16 protein-coding genes are annotated in these 19,479 nt (G+C 62.7%); 5 read left to right on the forward strand and 11 right to left on the reverse strand.

Annotation, left to right across the window (positions count from 1 at the left end; translation table 11 throughout):
* On the reverse strand, window positions 1-1,173 hold the full coding sequence (locus tag AB4O40_RS08645; protein WP_414912842.1) for an MFS transporter: 1,173 nt from the start codon (window positions 1,171-1,173) through the stop codon (window positions 1-3).
* 256 nt (window positions 1,174-1,429) lie between these two features.
* Between AB4O40_RS08645 and AB4O40_RS08650 the strand changes: the two genes are divergently transcribed.
* Window positions 1,430-3,253: a glycoside hydrolase family 15 protein gene (locus tag AB4O40_RS08650; RefSeq protein ID WP_409079190.1), complete on the forward strand. Its 1,824-nt coding sequence runs from the start codon at window positions 1,430-1,432 to the stop codon at window positions 3,251-3,253.
* A 160-nt stretch (window positions 3,254-3,413) separates the two neighbouring features.
* Window positions 3,414-3,803: a hypothetical protein gene (locus AB4O40_RS08655; RefSeq protein ID WP_223541888.1), complete on the forward strand. Its 390-nt coding sequence runs from the start codon at window positions 3,414-3,416 to the stop codon at window positions 3,801-3,803.
* On the opposite strand, the gene AB4O40_RS08660 is transcribed toward AB4O40_RS08655, so the two are convergent.
* Window positions 3,779-4,789 carry a GlxA family transcriptional regulator gene (locus AB4O40_RS08660; RefSeq protein WP_460154695.1) on the reverse strand — a complete coding sequence of 337 codons (1,011 nt, stop codon included), beginning with the start codon at window positions 4,787-4,789 and terminating at the stop codon, window positions 3,779-3,781. The genes AB4O40_RS08655 and AB4O40_RS08660 overlap by 25 nt on opposite strands.
* 88 nt (window positions 4,790-4,877) lie before the next feature.
* Between AB4O40_RS08660 and inhA the strand changes: the two genes are divergently transcribed.
* Window positions 4,878-5,564: an isonitrile hydratase gene (gene inhA, locus AB4O40_RS08665; RefSeq protein WP_056722670.1), complete on the forward strand. Its 687-nt coding sequence runs from the start codon at window positions 4,878-4,880 to the stop codon at window positions 5,562-5,564.
* Between the two features lie 287 nt (window positions 5,565-5,851).
* Here the strand turns inward: inhA and AB4O40_RS08670 are convergent, their stop codons facing one another.
* Window positions 5,852-6,340 (reverse strand): SRPBCC family protein, encoded by a 489-nt coding sequence (locus tag AB4O40_RS08670; protein ID WP_409079192.1) that lies wholly within the window; start codon window positions 6,338-6,340, stop codon window positions 5,852-5,854.
* A 277-nt stretch (window positions 6,341-6,617) separates the two neighbouring features.
* Between AB4O40_RS08670 and AB4O40_RS08675 the strand changes: the two genes are divergently transcribed.
* A complete protein-coding gene (locus tag AB4O40_RS08675; protein WP_460054954.1) occupies window positions 6,618-7,019 on the forward strand; it encodes a lysozyme inhibitor LprI family protein in 402 nt (133 codons plus the stop codon).
* Between the two features lie 149 nt (window positions 7,020-7,168).
* Here the strand turns inward: AB4O40_RS08675 and peaD are convergent, their stop codons facing one another.
* From peaD to peaA, 4 genes are all read right to left on the reverse strand, one after another.
* Window positions 7,169-8,287, reverse strand: a complete 1,119-nt coding sequence (gene peaD, locus AB4O40_RS08680; RefSeq protein ID WP_223541891.1) for a quinohemoprotein amine dehydrogenase subunit beta — start codon at window positions 8,285-8,287, stop codon at window positions 7,169-7,171.
* Window positions 8,288-8,308: 21 nt separating this feature from the next.
* Complete coding sequence (qhpC, locus tag AB4O40_RS08685) at window positions 8,309-8,632, reverse strand: quinohemoprotein amine dehydrogenase subunit gamma (RefSeq protein ID WP_007971075.1); 324 nt, start codon at window positions 8,630-8,632, stop codon at window positions 8,309-8,311.
* 1 nt (window position 8,633) lies between these two features.
* Window positions 8,634-10,064 carry a quinohemoprotein amine dehydrogenase maturation protein gene (peaB, locus tag AB4O40_RS08690; protein ID WP_056722678.1) on the reverse strand — a complete coding sequence of 477 codons (1,431 nt, stop codon included), beginning with the start codon at window positions 10,062-10,064 and terminating at the stop codon, window positions 8,634-8,636.
* A 96-nt stretch (window positions 10,065-10,160) separates the two neighbouring features.
* Window positions 10,161-11,741, reverse strand: a complete 1,581-nt coding sequence (gene peaA, locus AB4O40_RS08695; RefSeq protein WP_223541893.1) for a quinohemoprotein amine dehydrogenase subunit alpha — start codon at window positions 11,739-11,741, stop codon at window positions 10,161-10,163.
* 514 nt (window positions 11,742-12,255) lie between these two features.
* Here peaA and AB4O40_RS08700 point away from each other — a divergent pair.
* Window positions 12,256-13,746 (forward strand): aldehyde dehydrogenase family protein, encoded by a 1,491-nt coding sequence (locus tag AB4O40_RS08700; RefSeq protein WP_460160145.1) that lies wholly within the window; start codon window positions 12,256-12,258, stop codon window positions 13,744-13,746.
* An 89-nt stretch (window positions 13,747-13,835) separates the two neighbouring features.
* Here AB4O40_RS08700 and qhpG read toward each other — a convergent pair whose 3' ends face one another.
* From qhpG to AB4O40_RS08720, 4 genes are read right to left on the reverse strand one after another with little or no spacing between them, the layout of a single operon-like run.
* Entirely contained in the window at window positions 13,836-15,131 is a 1,296-nt protein-coding gene (gene qhpG, locus AB4O40_RS08705; RefSeq protein WP_460054947.1) for a flavin-dependent monooxygenase QhpG, read from the reverse strand.
* Complete coding sequence (gene qhpE / locus AB4O40_RS08710; RefSeq protein WP_409079197.1) at window positions 15,128-15,805, reverse strand: subtilisin-like serine protease QhpE; 678 nt, start codon at window positions 15,803-15,805, stop codon at window positions 15,128-15,130. Before qhpE ends, qhpG begins: the two co-directional genes overlap by 4 nt.
* Window positions 15,795-17,513, reverse strand: a complete 1,719-nt coding sequence (locus AB4O40_RS08715; RefSeq protein ID WP_056722688.1) for an ABC transporter ATP-binding protein — start codon at window positions 17,511-17,513, stop codon at window positions 15,795-15,797. The genes qhpE and AB4O40_RS08715 overlap by 11 nt, the downstream gene beginning before the upstream one ends.
* Window positions 17,513-19,417: a sigma-54-dependent Fis family transcriptional regulator gene (locus AB4O40_RS08720; RefSeq protein WP_056722689.1), complete on the reverse strand. Its 1,905-nt coding sequence runs from the start codon at window positions 19,415-19,417 to the stop codon at window positions 17,513-17,515. The genes AB4O40_RS08715 and AB4O40_RS08720 overlap by 1 nt, the downstream gene beginning before the upstream one ends.
* Between the last annotated feature and the right edge of the window lie 62 nt (window positions 19,418-19,479).

The following is a 19,479-nucleotide window of genomic DNA, read 5'->3' on the forward strand; positions in this document are numbered from 1 at the left end:
TCATTTCAGATGGCGATAACTCGGAATCGCCGAACCGAGCACCACCGCCCCCGCCGCAATCGCCAGCCAGAACCCGCTGCGCGCACCGAAGGCGTCCACCAGCCAGCCGGAACCGGCGGCGCCGATCGCCACGCCGATGCTCAGGCCGGTCACCAGCCAGGTCAGGCCTTCGGTGAGTTTGGCCGGCGGCACGATCTGCTCCACCAGGGCCATGGCGACAATCAGCGTCGGGGCGAAAAACAGGCCGGCGACAAACACCGCCAGGGACAAGCCGAAAATGTTCGTCGCCAGCAGCAACGGCAAGGTGGTCACCGCCGTCGCTACCCCGCCGTACAGAAACAGGCGCGCCAGCGGCACTTTCGAGCGCAATGCGCCGAACGCCAACCCGGCCAGGCACGAGCCGATGGCATACACCGACAGCACGATGCTCGCCGCCGCCGGTTGACCCTGCTGCTGGGCGAAGGCGACGCTGACCACGTCGACCACGCCGACGATGGTGCCCATGGCCACCATCAACAGCATCAGCAACTGAATGTCGCGAGAGCGGATGATCGAGCCCTGATGATGTTCTTCATGGGGATGCACCGGCGGCTCCGTGCTGCGCTGCAAGACGAACGCGGTGACGCCGATGGCCAGCGCCAGCAAGGCCGCCAGCGGACCGGCCTCGGGAAATGCCACCACACACAACCCCACCGACAGCGGCGGCCCGACGATGAAGCAGACTTCGTCCAGCACCGACTCCAGGGCGTAGGCGGTCTGCAACTCGGGGCGGCCGCGATACACCTCGGTCCAGCGCGCACGGACCATCGCCGACATGCTCGGCATGCAACCGGCCAGCGCGGCGAAGAAAAACAGCGTCCAGTGCGGCGCCTGCAATCGCGTGCACAGCAACAGCAGCAACAGTGCCCCACCGCCCAGCAACGCCGCCACCGGCAGAATCCGCCCCTGGCCATAGCGATCCACCAGCCGCGAAACCTGCGGCGCACAAAAGGCCGTGGCCAGGGCGAACGTAGCCGCCACCGCGCCGGCCATTGCGTAGCCACCCTGCACCTGCGAAAGCATGGTGATCAGGCCGATGCCGGTCATGGAAATCGGCATGCGCGCGATCATTGCGGCCAGCACGAAGGCGCCACTGCCAGGGGCTTTGAACAACTCGCGATAGGGGTTGGCCATGGGACGGGTCTCATCAGGGGACTGCACGTTGCCATAACGGCTGATTGCGGGGGAAGCAGCAATTTGTTGGTTGAATGTGAAGGCCCCATCGCGAGCAAGCTCGCTCCCACAATGGCCGGCGTACACCAGTCAACTGTGGGAGCGAGCTTGCTCGCGATGGGGTCAGAACAGACAACTCACACCCTTCGCCAAATGAACTCTCGGCCACCCAAACCAGTCAGCTATTTAGGCCCCCGGTTCCCGGAGTTTCGCGACAATGGTTGATCCCCCCGAACGCCAACGCCCCATCGACGCCCACGGCATCATCGGCGACATGCGCAGCGCGGCGCTGGTCAACGACAAGGGCAGCGTGGATTTTTTCTGCTGGCCGGAGTTCGACAGCCCGTCGATCTTCTGTTCGCTGCTGGACACCCCCGAAGCCGGAATTTTCCAGTTGGCGCCGGACTTGCCCGACGCCCGCCGCGAACAAATCTACCTGCCCGACACCAATGTGTTGCTGACCCGCTGGCTCAGTGATCGCGCCGTGGTCGAAGTCACCGACCTGCTACCGGTCGGTGACACCGAGGATGACCTGCCGCTGCTGATGCGGCGGATCCGTGTGGTCAGCGGCCGCGCCACCTTCCACATGCGCTGCGCCGTGCGCCATGACTACGCCCGCGCCCACACTCGCGCACGCCAGAACAAACAGGATGTGGTGTTTGAAGCTGCCGACCAACCGACTCTGCGGCTCGCTTCGGATCAGGCATTACGCATCGACGCCAACGTGGCGATCGCCGATTTCACCCTCGAACAAGACCAGACCGGTCAATTCCTGCTAGGCGCCCTCGACGATCCGCGCTTCAAGGAAGGTGCCGCGCAACTGTGCCTGGAGCGCACCCTGAAGTTCTGGCGCGACTGGATCGGCCAGTCCAACTACCGCGGCCGCTGGCGCGAAATGGTCAACCGCTCGGCCCTGGCGATGAAGCTGCTGACCTCGCGCAAACACGGCGCCATTCTCGCCGCCGCCACCTTCGGCCTGCCGGAAAGCCCGGGTGGCACACGTAACTGGGACTATCGCTTCACCTGGATCCGCGACGCCTCGTTCACCGTCTATGCGTTCATGCGCCTGGGCTTCGTCGAAGAGGCCAACGCCTATATGCGCTGGTTGCGCGGTCGGGTCAGCGACTGCCAGGGCAAGCCGATGAAACTCAATATCCTGTACGCCATCGACGGTCGCCAGGAGCTGCCGGAGATCGAGCTGGCGCACCTGTCTGGGCATGGTGGCGCACAACCGGTGCGCATCGGCAATCAGGCTTACGAACAAGTCCAGCTCGATATCTTTGGCGAGCTGATGGACGCAATTTACCTGGTCAACAAATACGGCGAAGCCATCTCCCATGAAGGCTGGAAACACACGGTGGAGGTGGTCGATCAGGTCTGTGAAACCTGGGAGCAGAAGGATGTCGGCATCTGGGAGATGCGCGGCGCGCAATATCATTTCCTGCATTCACGGCTGATGTGCTGGGTCGCCCTGGACCGCGCCATCCGCCTTGCTTCAAAACGCTCGCTGCCGGCCCCCTTCGCGCGTTGGGACCAGACCCGCCAGGCGATCTACGCCGACATCTGGGAGAACTTCTGGAATCAAGAGCGCGGGCATTTCGTCCAGCACATCGGCGGCACCGGCCTGGACGGTTCGATGCTGCTGATGCCGCTGGTGCGTTTCGTCAGCGCCCGCGACCCGCGCTGGCTGGCGACCCTGGAAGCCATCGAAAAGAGCCTGGTGCGCGACGGCATGGTCTACCGCTACCGCAACGACGACAGCCAGATCGACGGCCTGCCCGGCAGCGAAGGCGCCTTCGCCGCGTGCTCGTTCTGGTACGTCGAATGCCTGGCCCGCGCCGGCCAGCTCGACAAGGCCCACCTGGAGTTCGAACAACTGCTCAGGTACGCCAACCCGCTGGGGCTGTATGCCGAAGAATTCGACAGCCATGGGCGGCACATGGGCAACACACCGCAGGCATTGACCCATCTGGCGCTGATCAGTGCGGCGTGCTTTCTGGATAGGAGGTTGAGTGGGGAGAAGGTTGTTTGGCAGCCTTAACACTACAAATCTTGTGCAATCCGAGTCCTACGTTTCTTAAACAAAACAGCTTGCAAAAACCCGCAAATACCCTGTTGCAAGCTGTTACATCCCCACCTAACATCCTTGCTCTACGGGTACAGCGGAGCTGTCCAGAACCACCCGAATTCAAGGAACCAGAATGACCCAACGCATCCAACGCAGCATCGACTCCCCGCTCCGAACCGGTTTGAACCGCGAAGAGCTCTGGGAGGCCGGTGACAAGGGCCTGATCAAATGCTGGGAAGTCGGCCGCCAACGCGCCGCCCGCTTCCCCGACCTCGCCCGACAGTGCCTCGCCGGCGAGCTGCCGGTACTGGGCTGGAAAGGTGGCGTCAGCCGCAGCCTGAAGAAACTCGAAAAATATGGCTCCCTTAAATACCTCGCACAGTGGCAAGGGTTGCGTGGGGAAGATCTGGATGTTGATTTGAGCGAAGAGCGGGCGCTGACTTGCTCGCGAACCGGGATGGTGGTGACGTTTACGCCAGATCGGGCGAAGTATTTCAATCAGCTGGCGGAAGCTGAAGCCTGACGTGAACCGGACACCGGATCTACTGCAACACTAACCGAAAACCGCTCCCGATAAGCCTGTGGCGTCACGCCCATGGCCCGCAGGAAGCTGCGGCGCAGGGTTTCTTCGCTGCCGAAGCCGCATTGCACCGCCACCCGTTTGATCGGCACGCCGGTATCGCTGAGCAAACGCCGCGCGGTTTCGACGCGGATCAGTTCGATGGCCCGGGCCGGGGTCTGGCCGGTGTCGGCGCGGTAGTGGCGCACGAAGCTGCGTTCGCTCATGCCGGCCTGCAAGGCCAGGGTCGGGATGCCCAGGTCGTGGGTCAGGTTTTCGCTGATCCAGGCGTGAAGTTCGTCGAAACGGTTGCCTTCCTGTTGCAGTGACAGGGTCACGCTGAATTGCGACTGGCCACCCGGACGCTTGAGAAACACCACCAGTTGCCGGGCGACTTCCAGGGCCATGGTGCGCCCCAGATCTTGTTCGACCATGGCCAACGCCAGGTCGATGCCGGCGGTCACCCCGGCCGAGGTCCAGACCGGGCCGTCGTTAATGAAGATCGGGTTGGGCTCGACGTGCAGTTGCGGGTGCTGCTGCGCCAATTGCTCGCAACGGGTCCAGTGGGTGACCACGCGCCGGCCGTCGAGCCAGCCGCTGGCCGCCAGCAGGAACGCACCGGTGCACACCGAGGCAACCCGCCGGCAGCCATGGGCATGTTCGCGCACCCAGGCGACCAACGGCGCATCTACGGCCGCTGCGTAGACACCCCAGCCACCGGCGATGATCAGGGTATCGGTGCCCTCTTCCGGTAATGGTTCGGCCAACAGCGCCAACCCCGCCGACGACATCACCGCCCCGCCGCCGCTGACAATCACTGTCGGTGCATAGGGTGGTGGCAGGCCTTGCTGGCGGGCAATGTCGTTGGCCGAAGCGAAGACCTGCAACGGCCCGGTGACGTCGAGCAATTGCACGTTGGCGAAAGCGAGCACATGGATGGTTTTCGACATTTGGCGTAATTCGTGGGGATATTGGCGTATACGCCAAAGCCTACGAGCCTAAAGTCAAACCGTCCACCCACTTCACGAGAAAAACACCATGACGTTGCAGATCGGTTTTCTGTTGTTTCCTCAGGTGCAGCAACTGGACCTGACCGGCCCTTACGACGTACTGGCCTCGCTGCCGGATGTGAAAGTGCATCTGATCTGGAAAGACCTGATGCCGGTCACCGCCAGCACCGGCCTGCTGTTGAAACCGACCACCACTTTCGACGATTGCCCGGCACTGGACGTGATCTGCGTGCCCGGTGGCAGCGGCGTCGGCCCCTTGATGGAAGATGACCAGACCCTGGACTTTCTCAAGGCCCAGGCCGCCAACGCCCGGTACGTCACGTCGGTGTGCACCGGCTCGCTGGTGCTGGGCGCGGCGGGATTGCTCAAGGGCAAACGCGCCACCACTCACTGGGCGTATCACGAACTGCTCAAGCCACTGGGTGCAATTGCGGTGCAAGACCGGGTAGTTCGCGACGGCAATCTGCTGACCGGTGGTGGCATCACCGCCGGTATCGACTTCGCCCTGACCCTGGCCGCCGAGCTGTTCGACCAGGCCACCGCCGAGCTGGTGCAATTGCAACTGGAATACGCCCCAGCCCCGCCATTTACCGCGGGCAGCCCGGAGACGGCCCCGGCCAGCGTGCTGGAGGAGGCTCGCCAGCGGGCTGCCGGCTCGTTGAAACTGCGGGCGCAGATCACCGAGCGCGCGGCGGCGAAACTCGACCGACAGTGAAAAAATGGCGGCGGGAACCCGGTGCCTGCCGCCACGATGTTTTCACGCACCCACAAAAAAACCCGCCGAAGCGGGTTTTTCCAAGACCATGACGACTCCTTGTCGTAGCGTTCCTTGCATATGGTCGATCATCCATGATCCTGAGCACATCCTGTGCTTCAGTGGGTAAGGCCAGATTACGCTTCGGATCCAATTTGTAACAGACGATATCACTACCATCGCGTGTAAGACATTCGCTATAAACCACCTTCCGAAAACCCCTGGACGCCTCAGGTTTCGAGCCAGCTTCAGCCACTCAGTTGTTCGTGGGACTTGGCATTGTCGATCAAAAACTGCTCGATATTGTTCATTTGCTCTTCCCAACCGCGACTGTCCATGCGGAAAGCCTTTTCGCGACGGGCCTGGGGAACGTGATCGAAACCGGACTCGGAGACCTTGAGCAACGTGCCTTCGTCCATGTCTTCGAGTTCGAATTTCACCAGGGTGGTGGGTTCCTGGGAGTAATCGACTTCAGGGTTCACGGCATACGGGTGCCAGCGAAACGAAAACAGTCGCTCCGGCTCGACCCGCTCTACCAGTACATTCCAGCGCAAATGCTCATAACCGGGATAGGTAATCTGCCCCTGGGTCCACTCGCCTGCCACAAAGCGCTTGCCCTCCAGCGCCACGCCAAACCACTGTCCGAACATTTCGGCATTGGCCAGCACACGCCAGACCTGCGAACGCTTGGCCTTGAGCAGGACTTTCCTTTCGATGCGATCAGATGCTGGGTTCATAAGTCACCTCCTGTACTTGAACAGTAGGTCAGTAAGACCACAAGACCAACTTTAAAGTTGTACCAATGGGAATATGCAATCAACCACGCCTGAGATATTCGGTCGCATTTGCGCGGATAAGTTCTGGGGCAATCGCAAAGTCAGAGGGCGAAACGGCTAACGTTCCGTCTCGAAACAGCATCGAAAAGGATAGCGACATGAACAACCTGCGCGGCAGTTGCCTGTGTCTCTCGGCGCTACACTGCACCTCTCTTTCGGTCACAACGAGCACTCCAGCATGAACCCACGCTTACTCTTGGCACTGACGCCCCTGTTGTTCACCTCCATGGCGTTCGCCGTGGACTGCGAAAACGCCAGCGACCAGGCGACGATGAACCAGTGCGAGGCGCAACAGCATGCGGCCGCCGACAAGGAATTGAATGCGCTGTACCAGCAGATCACTTCGCGGCTCAAGAGCAACCCGGACGGCAAGAAGCAGTTGGTGGGCGCGCAGCGGGCGTGGGTGGCGTTCCGCGATGCCGAGTGCAGGTTCTCGGCGTCCGGGGTGGAAGGCGGGAGTGTGTATCCGCTGATCTACGGCAACTGCACCACGGAGCTGACCAAGGCACGGGTTCAGACGTTCAAGCAGTACTTGAAGTGTCAGGAGGGGGATTTGAGTTGTCCGGTGCCGGGGGTTTGATTTTTGCTGTTTTTGCGGTGTTTTTGAGGGCCTCTTCGCGGGCAAGCCCGCTCCCACAGGGTTCAGGGGTGTTCACACGATAGTGATCACACTGCATATCCACTGTGGGAGCGGGCTTGCCCGCGAAGGCGTCAGTTCAGGCGCCGCAATTACCGGACAAAAATCTGCGCCGTGGTAATCGCCATGTCCCCGCCCGGCAGCTTGATGCTGCCCGTTTGCTTGAGGCTGTCGGCATCAAAGATCGCCACGTCGTTGAAGGTTCCCGCCAGGTAGATCTTGCTGCCGTCCTTGTTGAAGGAAATGCAGTAGTACGAGTGATCGAGCGTGGCGGACTGGAGCATCTTCTTCTGTTTGATGTCGTACTTGGCCAGGCGGTTGAGCACGCCGAACATCAGGTTCGGGTCCTTGGGCGAGCGCATGCCGCTGAAGTAGATTTCGGTCAAGGGCCCGAAGTCGGTGGTTTCGGTCTTGCCGGTCTTCAGGTCGACACTGAACAGGCCGTACAGGTATTCGGCGGTGGCCGGGTCCTGTTTCTTGTCCTTGAACTTCGCCGCGGTGTACAGCAGCGAGAAGTCATGCCGGTACGTCTGCTGGTTCCACACGTAGAGCACGTCCGGCGCGCTGTAATTCGGGCGCTTCCAGTGGCGGCTGGGGATCAGCACGTCGAACTTGCCGGTCTGTACATTGACCTTGTAGACGTCCGCCCCGGCCACGTACAGCGTGCCGTCGTCACCGCTCTGCATGATGGTCAGCTGGCGCGGCGCCGGGAAACTGCGCACAGGCTTGGCGTCCATGCCGGCGTCGGTCTTGTACACGTCGAGCCGCGGCTGCTGCACTTCGTAGCGATCGTTCATCATCAGCGTCGGGTTGGCGACGGTGTACAGCTCCTTGCCGTCGTGGCTGAGGGTGAAGGCGAACATCGAGCGCGCTTTTTCCCCCGGCTTCTGGGCGATGCTGGCGTGGAACACCTGCTTGCAGTTGTCCAGTTCGACACCGTAGACGTCCGCATAGTGATTGTTCAGCACGTAGGCGGTCTTGCGGTCCGGCGACAATTGCACGGTGCCGGGGCCGAAGGCATCGGGCATCTTGCAGGTCTTGAACAGGGTGTCGGTGGCCAGGTCGATCACGTGCAGGTTGTTCGGGTAGTTGGTGGTCAACATGTACTCGTGACCATCTTGCAGTGCGGTGTTTTCATCGGCCAGAACACTGACCGAACAGCTGCTCAGAACGGCGAACGCGGCCAGGCCGCAGGCTTTGATATTACGCATGCTGGAATCCTTCTTCTGTGATCACTTGTCTTTGGGGAAGACAGTGCCGAGGTTGCGCCAGTTTTCGTTGGACGCCTGGGCATCCTTGTTCCAGTCCGGGTAGGTGCTCATCATGTCGGGCACCTGGGCCGGCCACCAGCAGGGGTCGGAGCAACCGTAGAGGTCGGCTTCCATCGGCTGGCACAGCGACGACACGCCGCCAAACGCATCGATTTCCCAGCCCGGATCGGTGGTTGAGGCACAGCCCGCCACGGAGCTCATGGCCACCACTTCTTCAATGCGGTTCTCGTCCGCGGCCTGATCCAGCTTCAACGCTTTGTTATTGATTGCCTTGAGATGTTTCATATCAGTGAGCCTTGCGCGGAGTGATGTAACTGCTGATGAACGCAGGGTTATTGGCCATGATCCGGGTGTAGACCTCGATGCCGAAGTCGACCCAGTCACGCATCAGTTCGCAGTAGTGATAGGTCGGGTGGGTCGGATCGCCGTAGCGGGCGTAGCTCTCGTGGTAGCAGCCGCCGGAACACAGGTTGCGGATCTGGCAGTCCTCGCAGCCGGTGTTGGTGCGGTCCAGGCGCTGGGACAGGAAGTCGTTCAACTCCACCTGCTTCACACCGCTGTGGACGTTGCCGAAGGTCGGCAGGCTCGAACCGGTAAAGCGGTGGCACAGGTTCAGCTCGCCTTTGTGATCCACCGCCAGCATCTTCAGGCCCGCGCCGCACGGCAGGGCTTTCTTGTGGCCTTCGTGGATGTCGGTGATGAGCTGGTGCAGGTTGGAGAAACCGATGTTGCGGTGCTCCAGCGCCGCTTCCAGATAGCGTCGACCGAGGGCCTTCATGTTGGCGAACACCTGCACCAGTTCATCGCTGGTGAGGTTGAAGCTGCTGATGTCGCCGGAGGTCACCGGGGCAAAGCCGACTTCGGCAAAACCCAGTTCGTTGAACAGGTGATCCCAGATGGTTTCAACATCGGTCACGCCGGTGGTCAGGGTTACGCGAGCACCAACCGGACGGCTGTTGTAGCGCGACAGCAGCATCTCGGCCTTGCGCCGCACCACGTCGTACGTGCCCTGCCCGCCCACGGTGATGCGGTTGCGGTCGTGCACGGTTTTTGGCCCGTCGATGCTCACTGACAAACCAAAGCGGTGGGCGTTGAGGTAGTCCACGGTTTCTTCGGTGAGCAGCGTGGCGTTGGTGGTCATGACGAACTCGACGAACTTGCCCGCCTCGCGGAAACGCTTCTCACAGTAGTCGACCATGTACTCGATCAGCTTGCGGTTGCTCAGCGGTTCGCCGCCGAAGAACACCACGGTGAAACGCTCTTCGTCCGGGGACTCGCGCAGCAGCATTTCCACCGAGGCGATCGCCGTTTCGACGTCCATCTTCTTGCCCGCCGACGGCTTGTCGAGGTCTTCCTTGTAGCAGTAGGTGCAGCTCAGGTTGCAGCCGGTGTTGACGTTGAGCACCACGGTATTGATCGCCGTGCGCTCGACGCGCTTGGTGGCGATGTCCGGAGTCAGCGGCGAACCGTCGCTGACCAGTTCCAGGGCCATCAGCTCGCGCAGGGTCTCGGTGATTTCCTCGCCGCTGAAACGCGCGGCCAGGCGCTGGATCAGGTCGTCCGAGGAACAACCGGGCCCACGCAAGGTGTCGATGATGGTGCCCGTCAGTTCATCGCTGGCGAACAGCGAACTGCTGGGGATGTGAAACAGCATGCGGTCGGCATCGACCTGCACTTCGTGCAGGTTGCGTTCGACCAGATTCAATATGGCGCCCATAACCAACCTCCTGTGCAGGCCCCGCTTGGCGGGGCTTGCGGTCATTCCAAAAAGTGTCTGTAGCCTTGAAGCTGTGTTAAGCCAAGGACAGCCAACTCATGGAATCGGTGGATTGTTCCAGCGTTGCACGGTGACGATCATGTGGCCTTCGCCGGTCAGGGATTGCCCTGCGTCGTCGACGGCGGCGATCACCTTAAGGTTGCCGGCATTGTTGGTGGACATCTTGCGCGCCGGGTTCGGCCCGGCATCGCCCGGGGTGAACACGCCGGTGTCGGCCTGCATGGTGCCGGCAAACTTGACGTCTTCGTCTTCCTTGGCGCGGTCGTCGAAGGCTTCGACCTTCCACTGCGCCGGGAACACGCCGATGCGATATGGCTTGCCGTCGGAGCCCTTGCCCCAGGCTTCGGCGTCAAAACGGCCCTGGACTTTCGGCGTCGAACCACCGCCCTCGCCGATCCGTGCCACCGAGAATTCCGGCACCACCTTGACCGAGGCGATCTTGCTGTACACCGACAGGCTCGGGCCTTTCAGCGTGCCGACACTGACCGCGCGCACGCCCGGCTGGGCATTGGCCGTCGCCTTGAGCTTGACCTTGATCCGCTCGGGGCTTTGCTCGACCACTTCGAGCACTTCCACGCCTTTGCCGAAGTCCGGCTTGCCGGTCAGGCCGCTGCCGATCAGGGTGACTTCGGTTTCGCTGCCGGCCTTCACATAGCCCGGCTGCACCGCCAGCAACCGCTGGGAGCCCTGTTTGGCGGCGACGAAGTCCAGACCGCGCTCATCGTGCTCGGCCTCGAACATCCGGCCCTGCATCGCATTGCCTTGGGCGGCGAACACCTGGCGCATGATCACGCCGTCGATCGTCACGTTGCCGCGCCATTCATAGCCGGTGTAGAGAATCGCGCTGCCGTCGCCATTGAACGGCGTGCCGTCGGCGTATTGGCCTTTGACGCTGACCTTGAAAGTGTCGCTGCCATCGGCGGTCACGCTCATCACACCGGCCAGTTCGCCCTTGCCGGGCAAGTGCCCGCTGAAGCTCCAGTCGCCCACCAGCGCCTCGCTTTTCGGCGCCACGCCCTGCCATTTTTTCCAGGCCGGGTTATCCAGCGGATAACGCTTGGCCAGCAACGGCACCATTTCTTTACGGGCCAGATCGAACCAGTCGCGGTCACGGGACAGCGCCTGGTACTCCAGTGACGGCCATTGGCCGAGGTGGAAGTTCACCAAGCGCTCCCACTCCTGGGCCGGACGCCGTTGCAGGGCGACCCGCGCACCGGAGTGGCAGCGGCCGCACATCTGGCTGGTTTGGTCGTCGAAGTGTTCGACGGTGTTGAGTCGCCGCTCCAGCGCATAGCGCACGCCGTCGGTTTCGCTCGGCGCAAGGCCCTGGGTATCGGCCAGGTATTTGACCAGCGTCCGGCGGTCTTCATCGCTGATCTGCAAACCGTGCATGGTCTGCATCCGGGCGATGCTCATCAACCAGCCTTCCGGCGTTTTGCGCTGGTGGCTGATACGGCTCAGGGCGTTATCGGCTTCGGGGGTGTGACAGCCCTGACAGGTTTCCTTGAGGATGGTCTGGGCGTCGCGGGCTGCCAGGCTATGAGGCGAATGCAGCGCTACACAAGCGGCTACGGCCAGCAGGCTGGCGCTCATGCCTGATCGGAGTTTTCTCTTCATCAACGTCGAACCTCGCACGGTGCGTTCTTATTGTTGTGGCTTATCGTTTTTATGGTTTCTGCCGTCGGCGGTGAACCGCTGACGGAGGCAAGAGAAACGTCTGCGATGAGCAATACACGGAGCGTGCCAGCTTATGAATATTTCCTTGAATCAATGACTTGCCGATAAAATCCGGTGTTTTGCCAATCGTGTCGTCTGCGTTCCACGTTCAATTTCGCGACAACTGTTTCAACCTGAGACAAGCATAGGATCAAGATCAAAGGATCGCAGCCTGCGGCAGCTCCTACAGGTGAACGTTGCTCCTTCTGTAGGAGCTGCCGCAGGCTGCGATCTTTTGAACTTCACCATGCGTCACCGGCGTCTCACTGCGTCGCAATTTGCGACGCATGCTCCCCCTTTTCAACTTGGGTCCATAACCCGCAAGCCCCGCTAAACCGGCTCTTGCCTCCCAATAAACATAACTGGCACAACCGTTGCGAATGACCTCGCCACACGAACAAGACGAGGTTTCATCATGTCGCTCCCAAACCTGCTTCCCGCCACTTCGGCATTCATCCAGCGTGCCCCGAGCATGCTCATCGGCGGTGACTGGGTCGAGGCCGCCGATGGCCAGACCATGCCCCTGCACAACCCGGCCACCGGTGAGGTGTTGTGCGTGGTGCCACGGGCAACGCCGGAAGATATCGACCGTGCGGTCCTCGCCGCCCGCCAGGCGTTCGACGATTCGGCCTGGACCCGCACCCGCCCCCGGGAGCGGCAGAATCTGTTATGGAAACTCGCCGACCTGATGCAGCGCGACGCCGAGCTGCTGGCGCAACTGGAATGCCTGAACAACGGTAAAAGCGCGGCGGTGGCCCAGGTGATGGACGTGCAACTGGCCATCGACTTCCTGCGCTACATGGCCGGTTGGGCGACTAAGATCGAAGGTTCTACGGTTGACGTGTCGGCACCGCTGATGCCCAACGACCAGTTCCACAGTTTTATCCGACGCGAAGCGGTGGGTGTGGTCGGCGCCATCGTCGCCTGGAACTTCCCGCTGTTGCTGGCCTGCTGGAAACTCGGTCCGGCCCTGGCCACCGGTTGTACCGTGGTGCTCAAGCCCGCCGACGAAACCCCGCTGACCGCGCTGAAACTCGCCGAGCTGGTGCTGGAGGCCGGTTATCCCGAAGGCGTGTTCAACGTGGTCACCGGTACCGGCATCACCGCAGGTTCGGCCCTGACCCACAACCCGCTGGTGGACAAGCTGACCTTCACCGGCTCCACCGCCGTGGGCAAGCAGATCGGCAAGATCGCCATGGATTCCATGACCCGGGTCACCCTGGAGCTGGGCGGCAAATCGCCGACCATCGTCATGGCCGACGCCGACCTGAAAACCGCCGCGGCCGGGGCCGCCAGCGCGATCTTCTTCAACCAGGGCCAGGTCTGCTGCGCAGGTTCCAGGCTGTATGTGCAGCGCAAGCATTTCGACAATGTGGTGGCGGACATCGCTGGCATCGCCAACGCCATGAAACTCGGCAACGGCCTGGACCCGAGCGTCGACATGGGGCCGTTGATCTCGGCGCGCCAGCAGGAGCGCGTCTACGGCTACATCGAAAAGGGCCGGGAAAGCGGCGCGACCATCGCCTGCGGTGGTGAGCAGTTCGGCCCGGGGTTCTTCGTCAAGCCGACGGTGATTGTCGACGTCGATCAGAAGCACTCACTGGTGCAGGAAGAAATCTTCGGGCCGGTGCTGGTGGCCATCCCGTTCGATGACGAGGCCGATGCCCTGCGCATGGCCAACGACAGTCCGTATGGATTGGGCGCGAGCATCTGGTCCAACGACCTGGCGGCGGTGCACCGGATGATTCCACGGATCAAGTCCGGGTCGGTGTGGGTCAACTGCCACAGCGCCCTGGACCCGGCGCTGCCGTTCGGCGGCTACAAGATGTCCGGGGTCGGGCGTGAGATGGGGTATGCGGCGATCGAGCATTACACCGAGTTGAAGTCGGTGTTGATCAAACTGTGAAACAGTTTTTGTAGGAGCTGGCGAAGCCTGCGATCTTTTGATCCTCGGTACGTTTGAGGCAGCCAAAAGATCGCAGGCTTCGCCAGCTCCTACGGTTTGAATCCCTGCCCCATCAACCAACTCCTGACCATCCTTCCCTGTTCAGCCGTCAACCCGGCCAACACCTGCTCAGCCGATTCACTGCGCAACCGCCGCACCAACGCCGCCACCTCAACCCCATGCACATGCCAGATGCCCAACGGCTGATCCGCGGTGATCACCACCTCGACCTCATCGACCAGCCCATCACGCAACACCGGCGCCCGCTCAATCCTCAACCCATTGAAATCCGCCTCGGCATGGGCCACCTCGGCGTCCGGCCAGTTCCGTCGCGCCTGCCAGAACGGCTGATCCGGCCAGCGCTGCTCATCGGCATAAAAATCCCGGCCGATCCGGGCAAACCGCAAAAACAACTGTTCCACCCGCTGCTGGTGAAAACGCTGGGCCAGAGCCGCCCGTTCGGGTTTGCACAGCAGCGTGTTGATCACCGCCGGTGCCTGCAACGCCGAAGACAGGGACTGAAAGATCCCGTTGCCCGACAACGGGTCCACCGCCATGGCCGCATCGCCGACCCGGATCCAGTTTTCGCCACACACCTGCGGGCTCAGAATCGCTGTGCTGCTGCGAGCGTGCAGCTGTAGATCAGCTTCCGTTTCGCCGGCAAAAAATGCCGTGGCAAGCTTCGAACCCTGGCGCCGCTGCTGGCAGTATTCGAGCAACATGGCCTTACCCGGCAACCCGGCGCTGGCCACGTCCACCGTCCATTGCCAGTAACACTGGCCGTCGGCGCGCCGCGCCATCCATGCCCAGCCGTCCTTTAGGCTTTCCACGGCGCTGGCGGTGCTGCCCGGCGAGCCCTGCCAGCGATTGAGCAGGCTGACCGTCTCGGGCCCACGCATGCCCTTGCCGATAGCGGGGGCCTGACGTCCTCGGGCTTCCACGAGAAACGGCGCGAGCAACGGTTCGCGGCCGTCGATTTCGATTCGATGACCATTGGCCGATGACTGAACCGTCAGCACCCGGCCTTCGATCAGCTCGACCCCCGCCAGGTGCAAATCCTCACGCAGGCCTCGATCAAAAACCGGACGGTCGAGCAAGTATTCGATGTTCTGCGCGTGGTGTTGGCCATTCCAGCTCACCTGGCGTTGAGAAGGCAGCGTCGCCTGCGCCAACGCCTGATGCAGGCCCGCGCCGCGCAAAGCCTCCAGCACCCGCACGGACACGCCTTCGAGCGCCGCAAACCGGCGCCATTCGCTGATCAGCGTGACGCCATGGCCCAGTCGCCGGAGTCCCAGCGCGACAGCGGCGCCGGCTGGCCCGGCGCCCAGAATGACGATGTCGGTCATGGTCCGAAACGCCGTTCAGGGCCACGGTAGCGGGCATGGTCGCGCAACCACTCGATGACTTGCGCGTTGCTGGCGTCAGGCTGTTCGGCGAGGAACCCGGCGATGTGCCCGCTCAAGGCGGCACAACCGAGGCTCGCCCCGGACTGCCCCGGGTAGGTGCCATGCACACAGGCGGCGAAATCCGCCTGGGCGCTGTTGAGCCACGACCATTCCTGCTCGGCGCACCGCGCATCGCCGGTCACCCGCACCACCTGCGGATAGTTTGCCGGAAACACGCCTTCGCCCTGGGCCGGGCTCGACGCACACAGCAACACGCCCCGCGCCACCGCCGCCGCGCAGGCCGCGCGCAACAGGCTGCGATCCTGGCGCAGGCCAAGGCTCAGATTGATCAGTCGCACGTCCTGCGTCAGCAGCCAGTCAATCGCCGTGGCGATCTGCAAGGCGCTGGTGACACCGCGCTGGTCGAACACCTGCGCCACGCAAAACAGTGCCGAGGGTGCTCGCCGGCCGATCGCCTCGATCACCGCGCTGCCATGCCCCAGCGGATCTTCGCGCAAGTCGCCCTCGGCCAGGCCGTCTTCAAGCAATGAAAAGCGCCGGCCGGCGATCACTTGCACCCGTTGTGCCGCCGAGTGGCCGCTGTCCACCACGCCAATGCGCAACTCAGGTTTCATGCAGCACCGTTTTCGAGGTCAGCACGCCGTCGAGCAATTCGAAGCGCAGATCGGCATCGGCCAGGGTTGAGGGGCGATGGCTGATCAGGATGCGCGTACGCCCGGCAAACAAGCGGTCGATGGCGTCGATGACTTCGCGCTCGGTGGCCTCATCCACCGCGGACGTGGCTTCATCGAGCACCAGGATCAAAGGGTCTTGCAACAGCGCCCGGGCAATCGCGATGCGTTGCTTCTGCCCACCGGACAACTGCTGGCCCCGCTCGCCCAAGGGGCTGTCGAGACCTTCGGGCAAGGACTCGATAAGGCTGTCGAGTTGCGCCAGTCGCGCTACGTCGGCAATCGCCTCGCGGCTGGCATCCGGCACCGCGTAGGCCAGGTTGTCGGCGAGGCTGCCGCGAAACAACACGATGTCCTGGCTGACGATGGCGATGCGCCGACGCAACTGGAACAGGTCCAGTTCGCGCAGATCGACGTCGCCCAGCAGTACCCGGCCCGATTGCGGATCGTGATGACGTTGCAGCAGATCGATCAGGGTGGATTTACCCACGCCCGAGCCGCCGCTGAGGGCCACTTTCAAACCGTAGGGAATCCGCGCTTCGATGCCACGCAGGGTCAATTGGCGGCCGGGATGGGCGAAGTGCACGCTGTCGAACCACAGATCGCCGCCAGTGGGCATCGCCCGTGGCATGGCGGGTGTCAGCACGGTCGGTTGTTCGCCGCGCAACTCCATGACCCGGCCGAGGCTGACGGTCATCCGCTGGATCGCGACGTAAAGCCCGAGCAGACTCTGCACCGGCCCCACGGCCATGCCCAGGTAGGTGGAAAACGCAATCAGGGCGCCGAGTTGCCAGGTGCCCTGCACCACCCAGTAACCGCCGATCAAGAATGCGCAGGCCCGGGACAGCGAGGTCAGGGTACCGGGCACGGCCTGGGTGAAAAACTCGGTGACTTGCAGGCGCAGCAACTGACTCATGTAGCCTTGCCCCAGCGTCTCGAGGCGCCGTGCTTCGCGTTGCTGTTGACCGGCGGACTGGATGAACTTCATCACCGGCAGGGTCTCGACCATGAACGACGACATGTCCGCCGAACGCTCGCGCAACTGCCGTACATCGCGCTCGACCTTGCGCCGCATCCAGCGCAGCCAAAGGACATCAAGGGGAATCAGCACCAGGGCCAGCAGCGAGAGTTTCCAGGACAAGGTCAGCAGCATCGCCACGGCCACCACCAGGCCGATCACGCTGGACACGGCCGAGAACAGCGAGTCCACGGCAAAGCGCTGGATTTCCGCGACGTCACCATCAAGGCGCGACATCAGGTCACCAATGCGCCGCTGGCCGTAAAAGCTCGGCGACAGGGTTTGCAAGTGTCGGTACAGGTCATCGCGCAGGGCAAATAGCATGCGCCCGGACAGGCGCGTGTGCAGGTAGCGGTTGATGCCCGAAAGCGCCGTGCCCAACAAGCCGGCAACGATCATCAGCCCGGCGATCAACACCAGCATCGGGAAGTTGCGCGCCAACAGCCCATCGTCGATCAGCAATTTGGTCAGCCACGGTTGCACCAGCACCAGCGCCGAGGCGCAGACCGACAAACCCAACAGCCCGGCAATCGCCAGGCGATGGGGTCGCACAAAGCTGTACAGCCAGCGCAGTGACGCTTGCAGCGCCTCGGGGTTCTGGCTGTCGATCAGCCGAACGATCAGGCGCTGCATCACGAACGCAACTGTTTGAGCTTGCGATACAGGGTCGCGCGGCTGATGCCCAGGGCGTCGGCGGCGGCCGAGACGTTGCCTTGGTGCGTGTCCAGGGACTGACGAATCAGCTCCAGTTCGTTTTCCCGGATGCTGCCGGCCTGGGGCCGTTCGCTGGCGGTCAACTCGTCGAGCATGCTGTCGGGCAAGTGGTCGAGGGTCAGCACGGTGTCACCCGGTTCGCGCATGGCCAGCGCGGTGCGCAGGACCATCTCCAGTTGGCGGATGTTGCCCGGCCAGTGATAGCCGCTGAGCAAGCGATCGAGATCATCGTGCAGGACCACGGCGGGTGCGCCCAGTGTCGTCAGCATGCGAGTGACCAGCGCGCCGAAATCCTCGCGTTCGCGCAGGGCCGGGAGCATCACGCTGATGCCGTTGACCCGGTAGAACAGGTCCTCGCGAAAGTGTTTTTCTTCCACCAGACGCTTGAGGTCGCGGTGGGTGGCGCAGATCAGCGCGACGTCGATGTCCTGCTCTTCGCCAGCGCCCAGGGGCGCGACCTTGCGATCCTGCAACACCCGCAACAACCGGGCCTGCAAGGCCAATGGCATGTCGCCGATTTCATCGAGGAACAAGGTGCCGCCATGGGCCTGCTGCAAGCGCCCGACCATGCCGCCCCGGCGTGAACCGGTGAACGCGCCTTCGCGGTAGCCGAACAGTTCCGACTCGATCAGGCCTTCGGGAATGGCCGCGCAGTTCACCGCCACGAAAGGTTTGTCGCAGCGCGCTCCGGCCATGTGCAGGGCGCGGGCAATGACCTCTTTACCGGTGCCGGTTTCGCCCAGCAACAAGACCGGCAACTCATTGGCCAGACCTTGACGGGCCATGCGCAAGGCACGGGCGTAGCGGGTATTGCTGCCGGCCAGCGCCTCCAGATCCGGTGGCGCCTTGGGTGTTTTCGCCGCGGTGCGCGGCGGGCTGCTGACGTTGATCGAGCGTTGCGGCGCGCGCAGGGTCTTGTAGAAGAACTCACCCTTGGCGGTTTGCAGACTGCCGGCCCCGCCCTGATGCAGACGCGCCAATAACTGCAGGCCATCGACGCCGAGAAACTCCTCGCAGCGCCGACCGATCAGGGCCGAGCGCTCGGCGTGAAGCAACTGGCAGGCCTGGGCGCTGACCGCGAGGATCTGCCCGCCGAGGCTCACGGCCAGCAGGCCTTGCCACGGGGATTCCAGGTATTGCCTGCGGCTGTGGAAAGCGAGGACGATTTCGTCCGGATAGCTTGAGTTGAAGATGCGGCTTTCGATCTGGCTGACCGCCATGGCCAGCAGTGCAGTGCTGTCGTGGGCTCGGCCGAGCGGGCCTTCGCGGGTCAGGTCGAGGACGCCAAGAATGTCGCCCTGGGGGCAATGGATCGGCACCGAAGTGCAGGAAAAATCACTGAGGCGATCCAGATAATGCTCACCGCAATCGATCAGGGTCGGCCGGGCTTCGACCAGTGCCGTGCCCAGGGCGTTGGTGCCGCGCACCGCTTCGCTCCAGCAGGCGCCGAGGGTGATGTCCTGCAGGCCACTGCCCTTGAGACGGTCGGCACGGCCTTCGACGGCGAGGATGGTGGCGTCGGAGTTGGCGAGGATGATCAGCCCTTCCTTGCCCTGACGCTCGGCCAGGTAATCGATGGCCGGCAGCGCGGCGTCGATCAACAGGCGATTGCTGGCCAGCAGCACGTCGAGGCTGGCACTCGATTCCAGCGCCAGCTCATGCTTGGCATTGAAATGCACGCCATGGCTCAGGCTGCGCCGCCACGAGGCATCGATTTCCGCACGCAGGACGCCATCCGGCACTTCGCCTTCCAGGTGCAGCTTTTCCCGGGCCAGCCGGGCTTCGCGATGCAGTTTGGGGGAGTTTGTTTTTATTGGCGTCATCAAGCGCTCCGGGTCATCCACCCTGCGCCTTCATGCGTCGGCGCCCTGGAGCAATCTTTACG

Source organism: Pseudomonas sp. S2_F07, assembly GCF_054668325.1.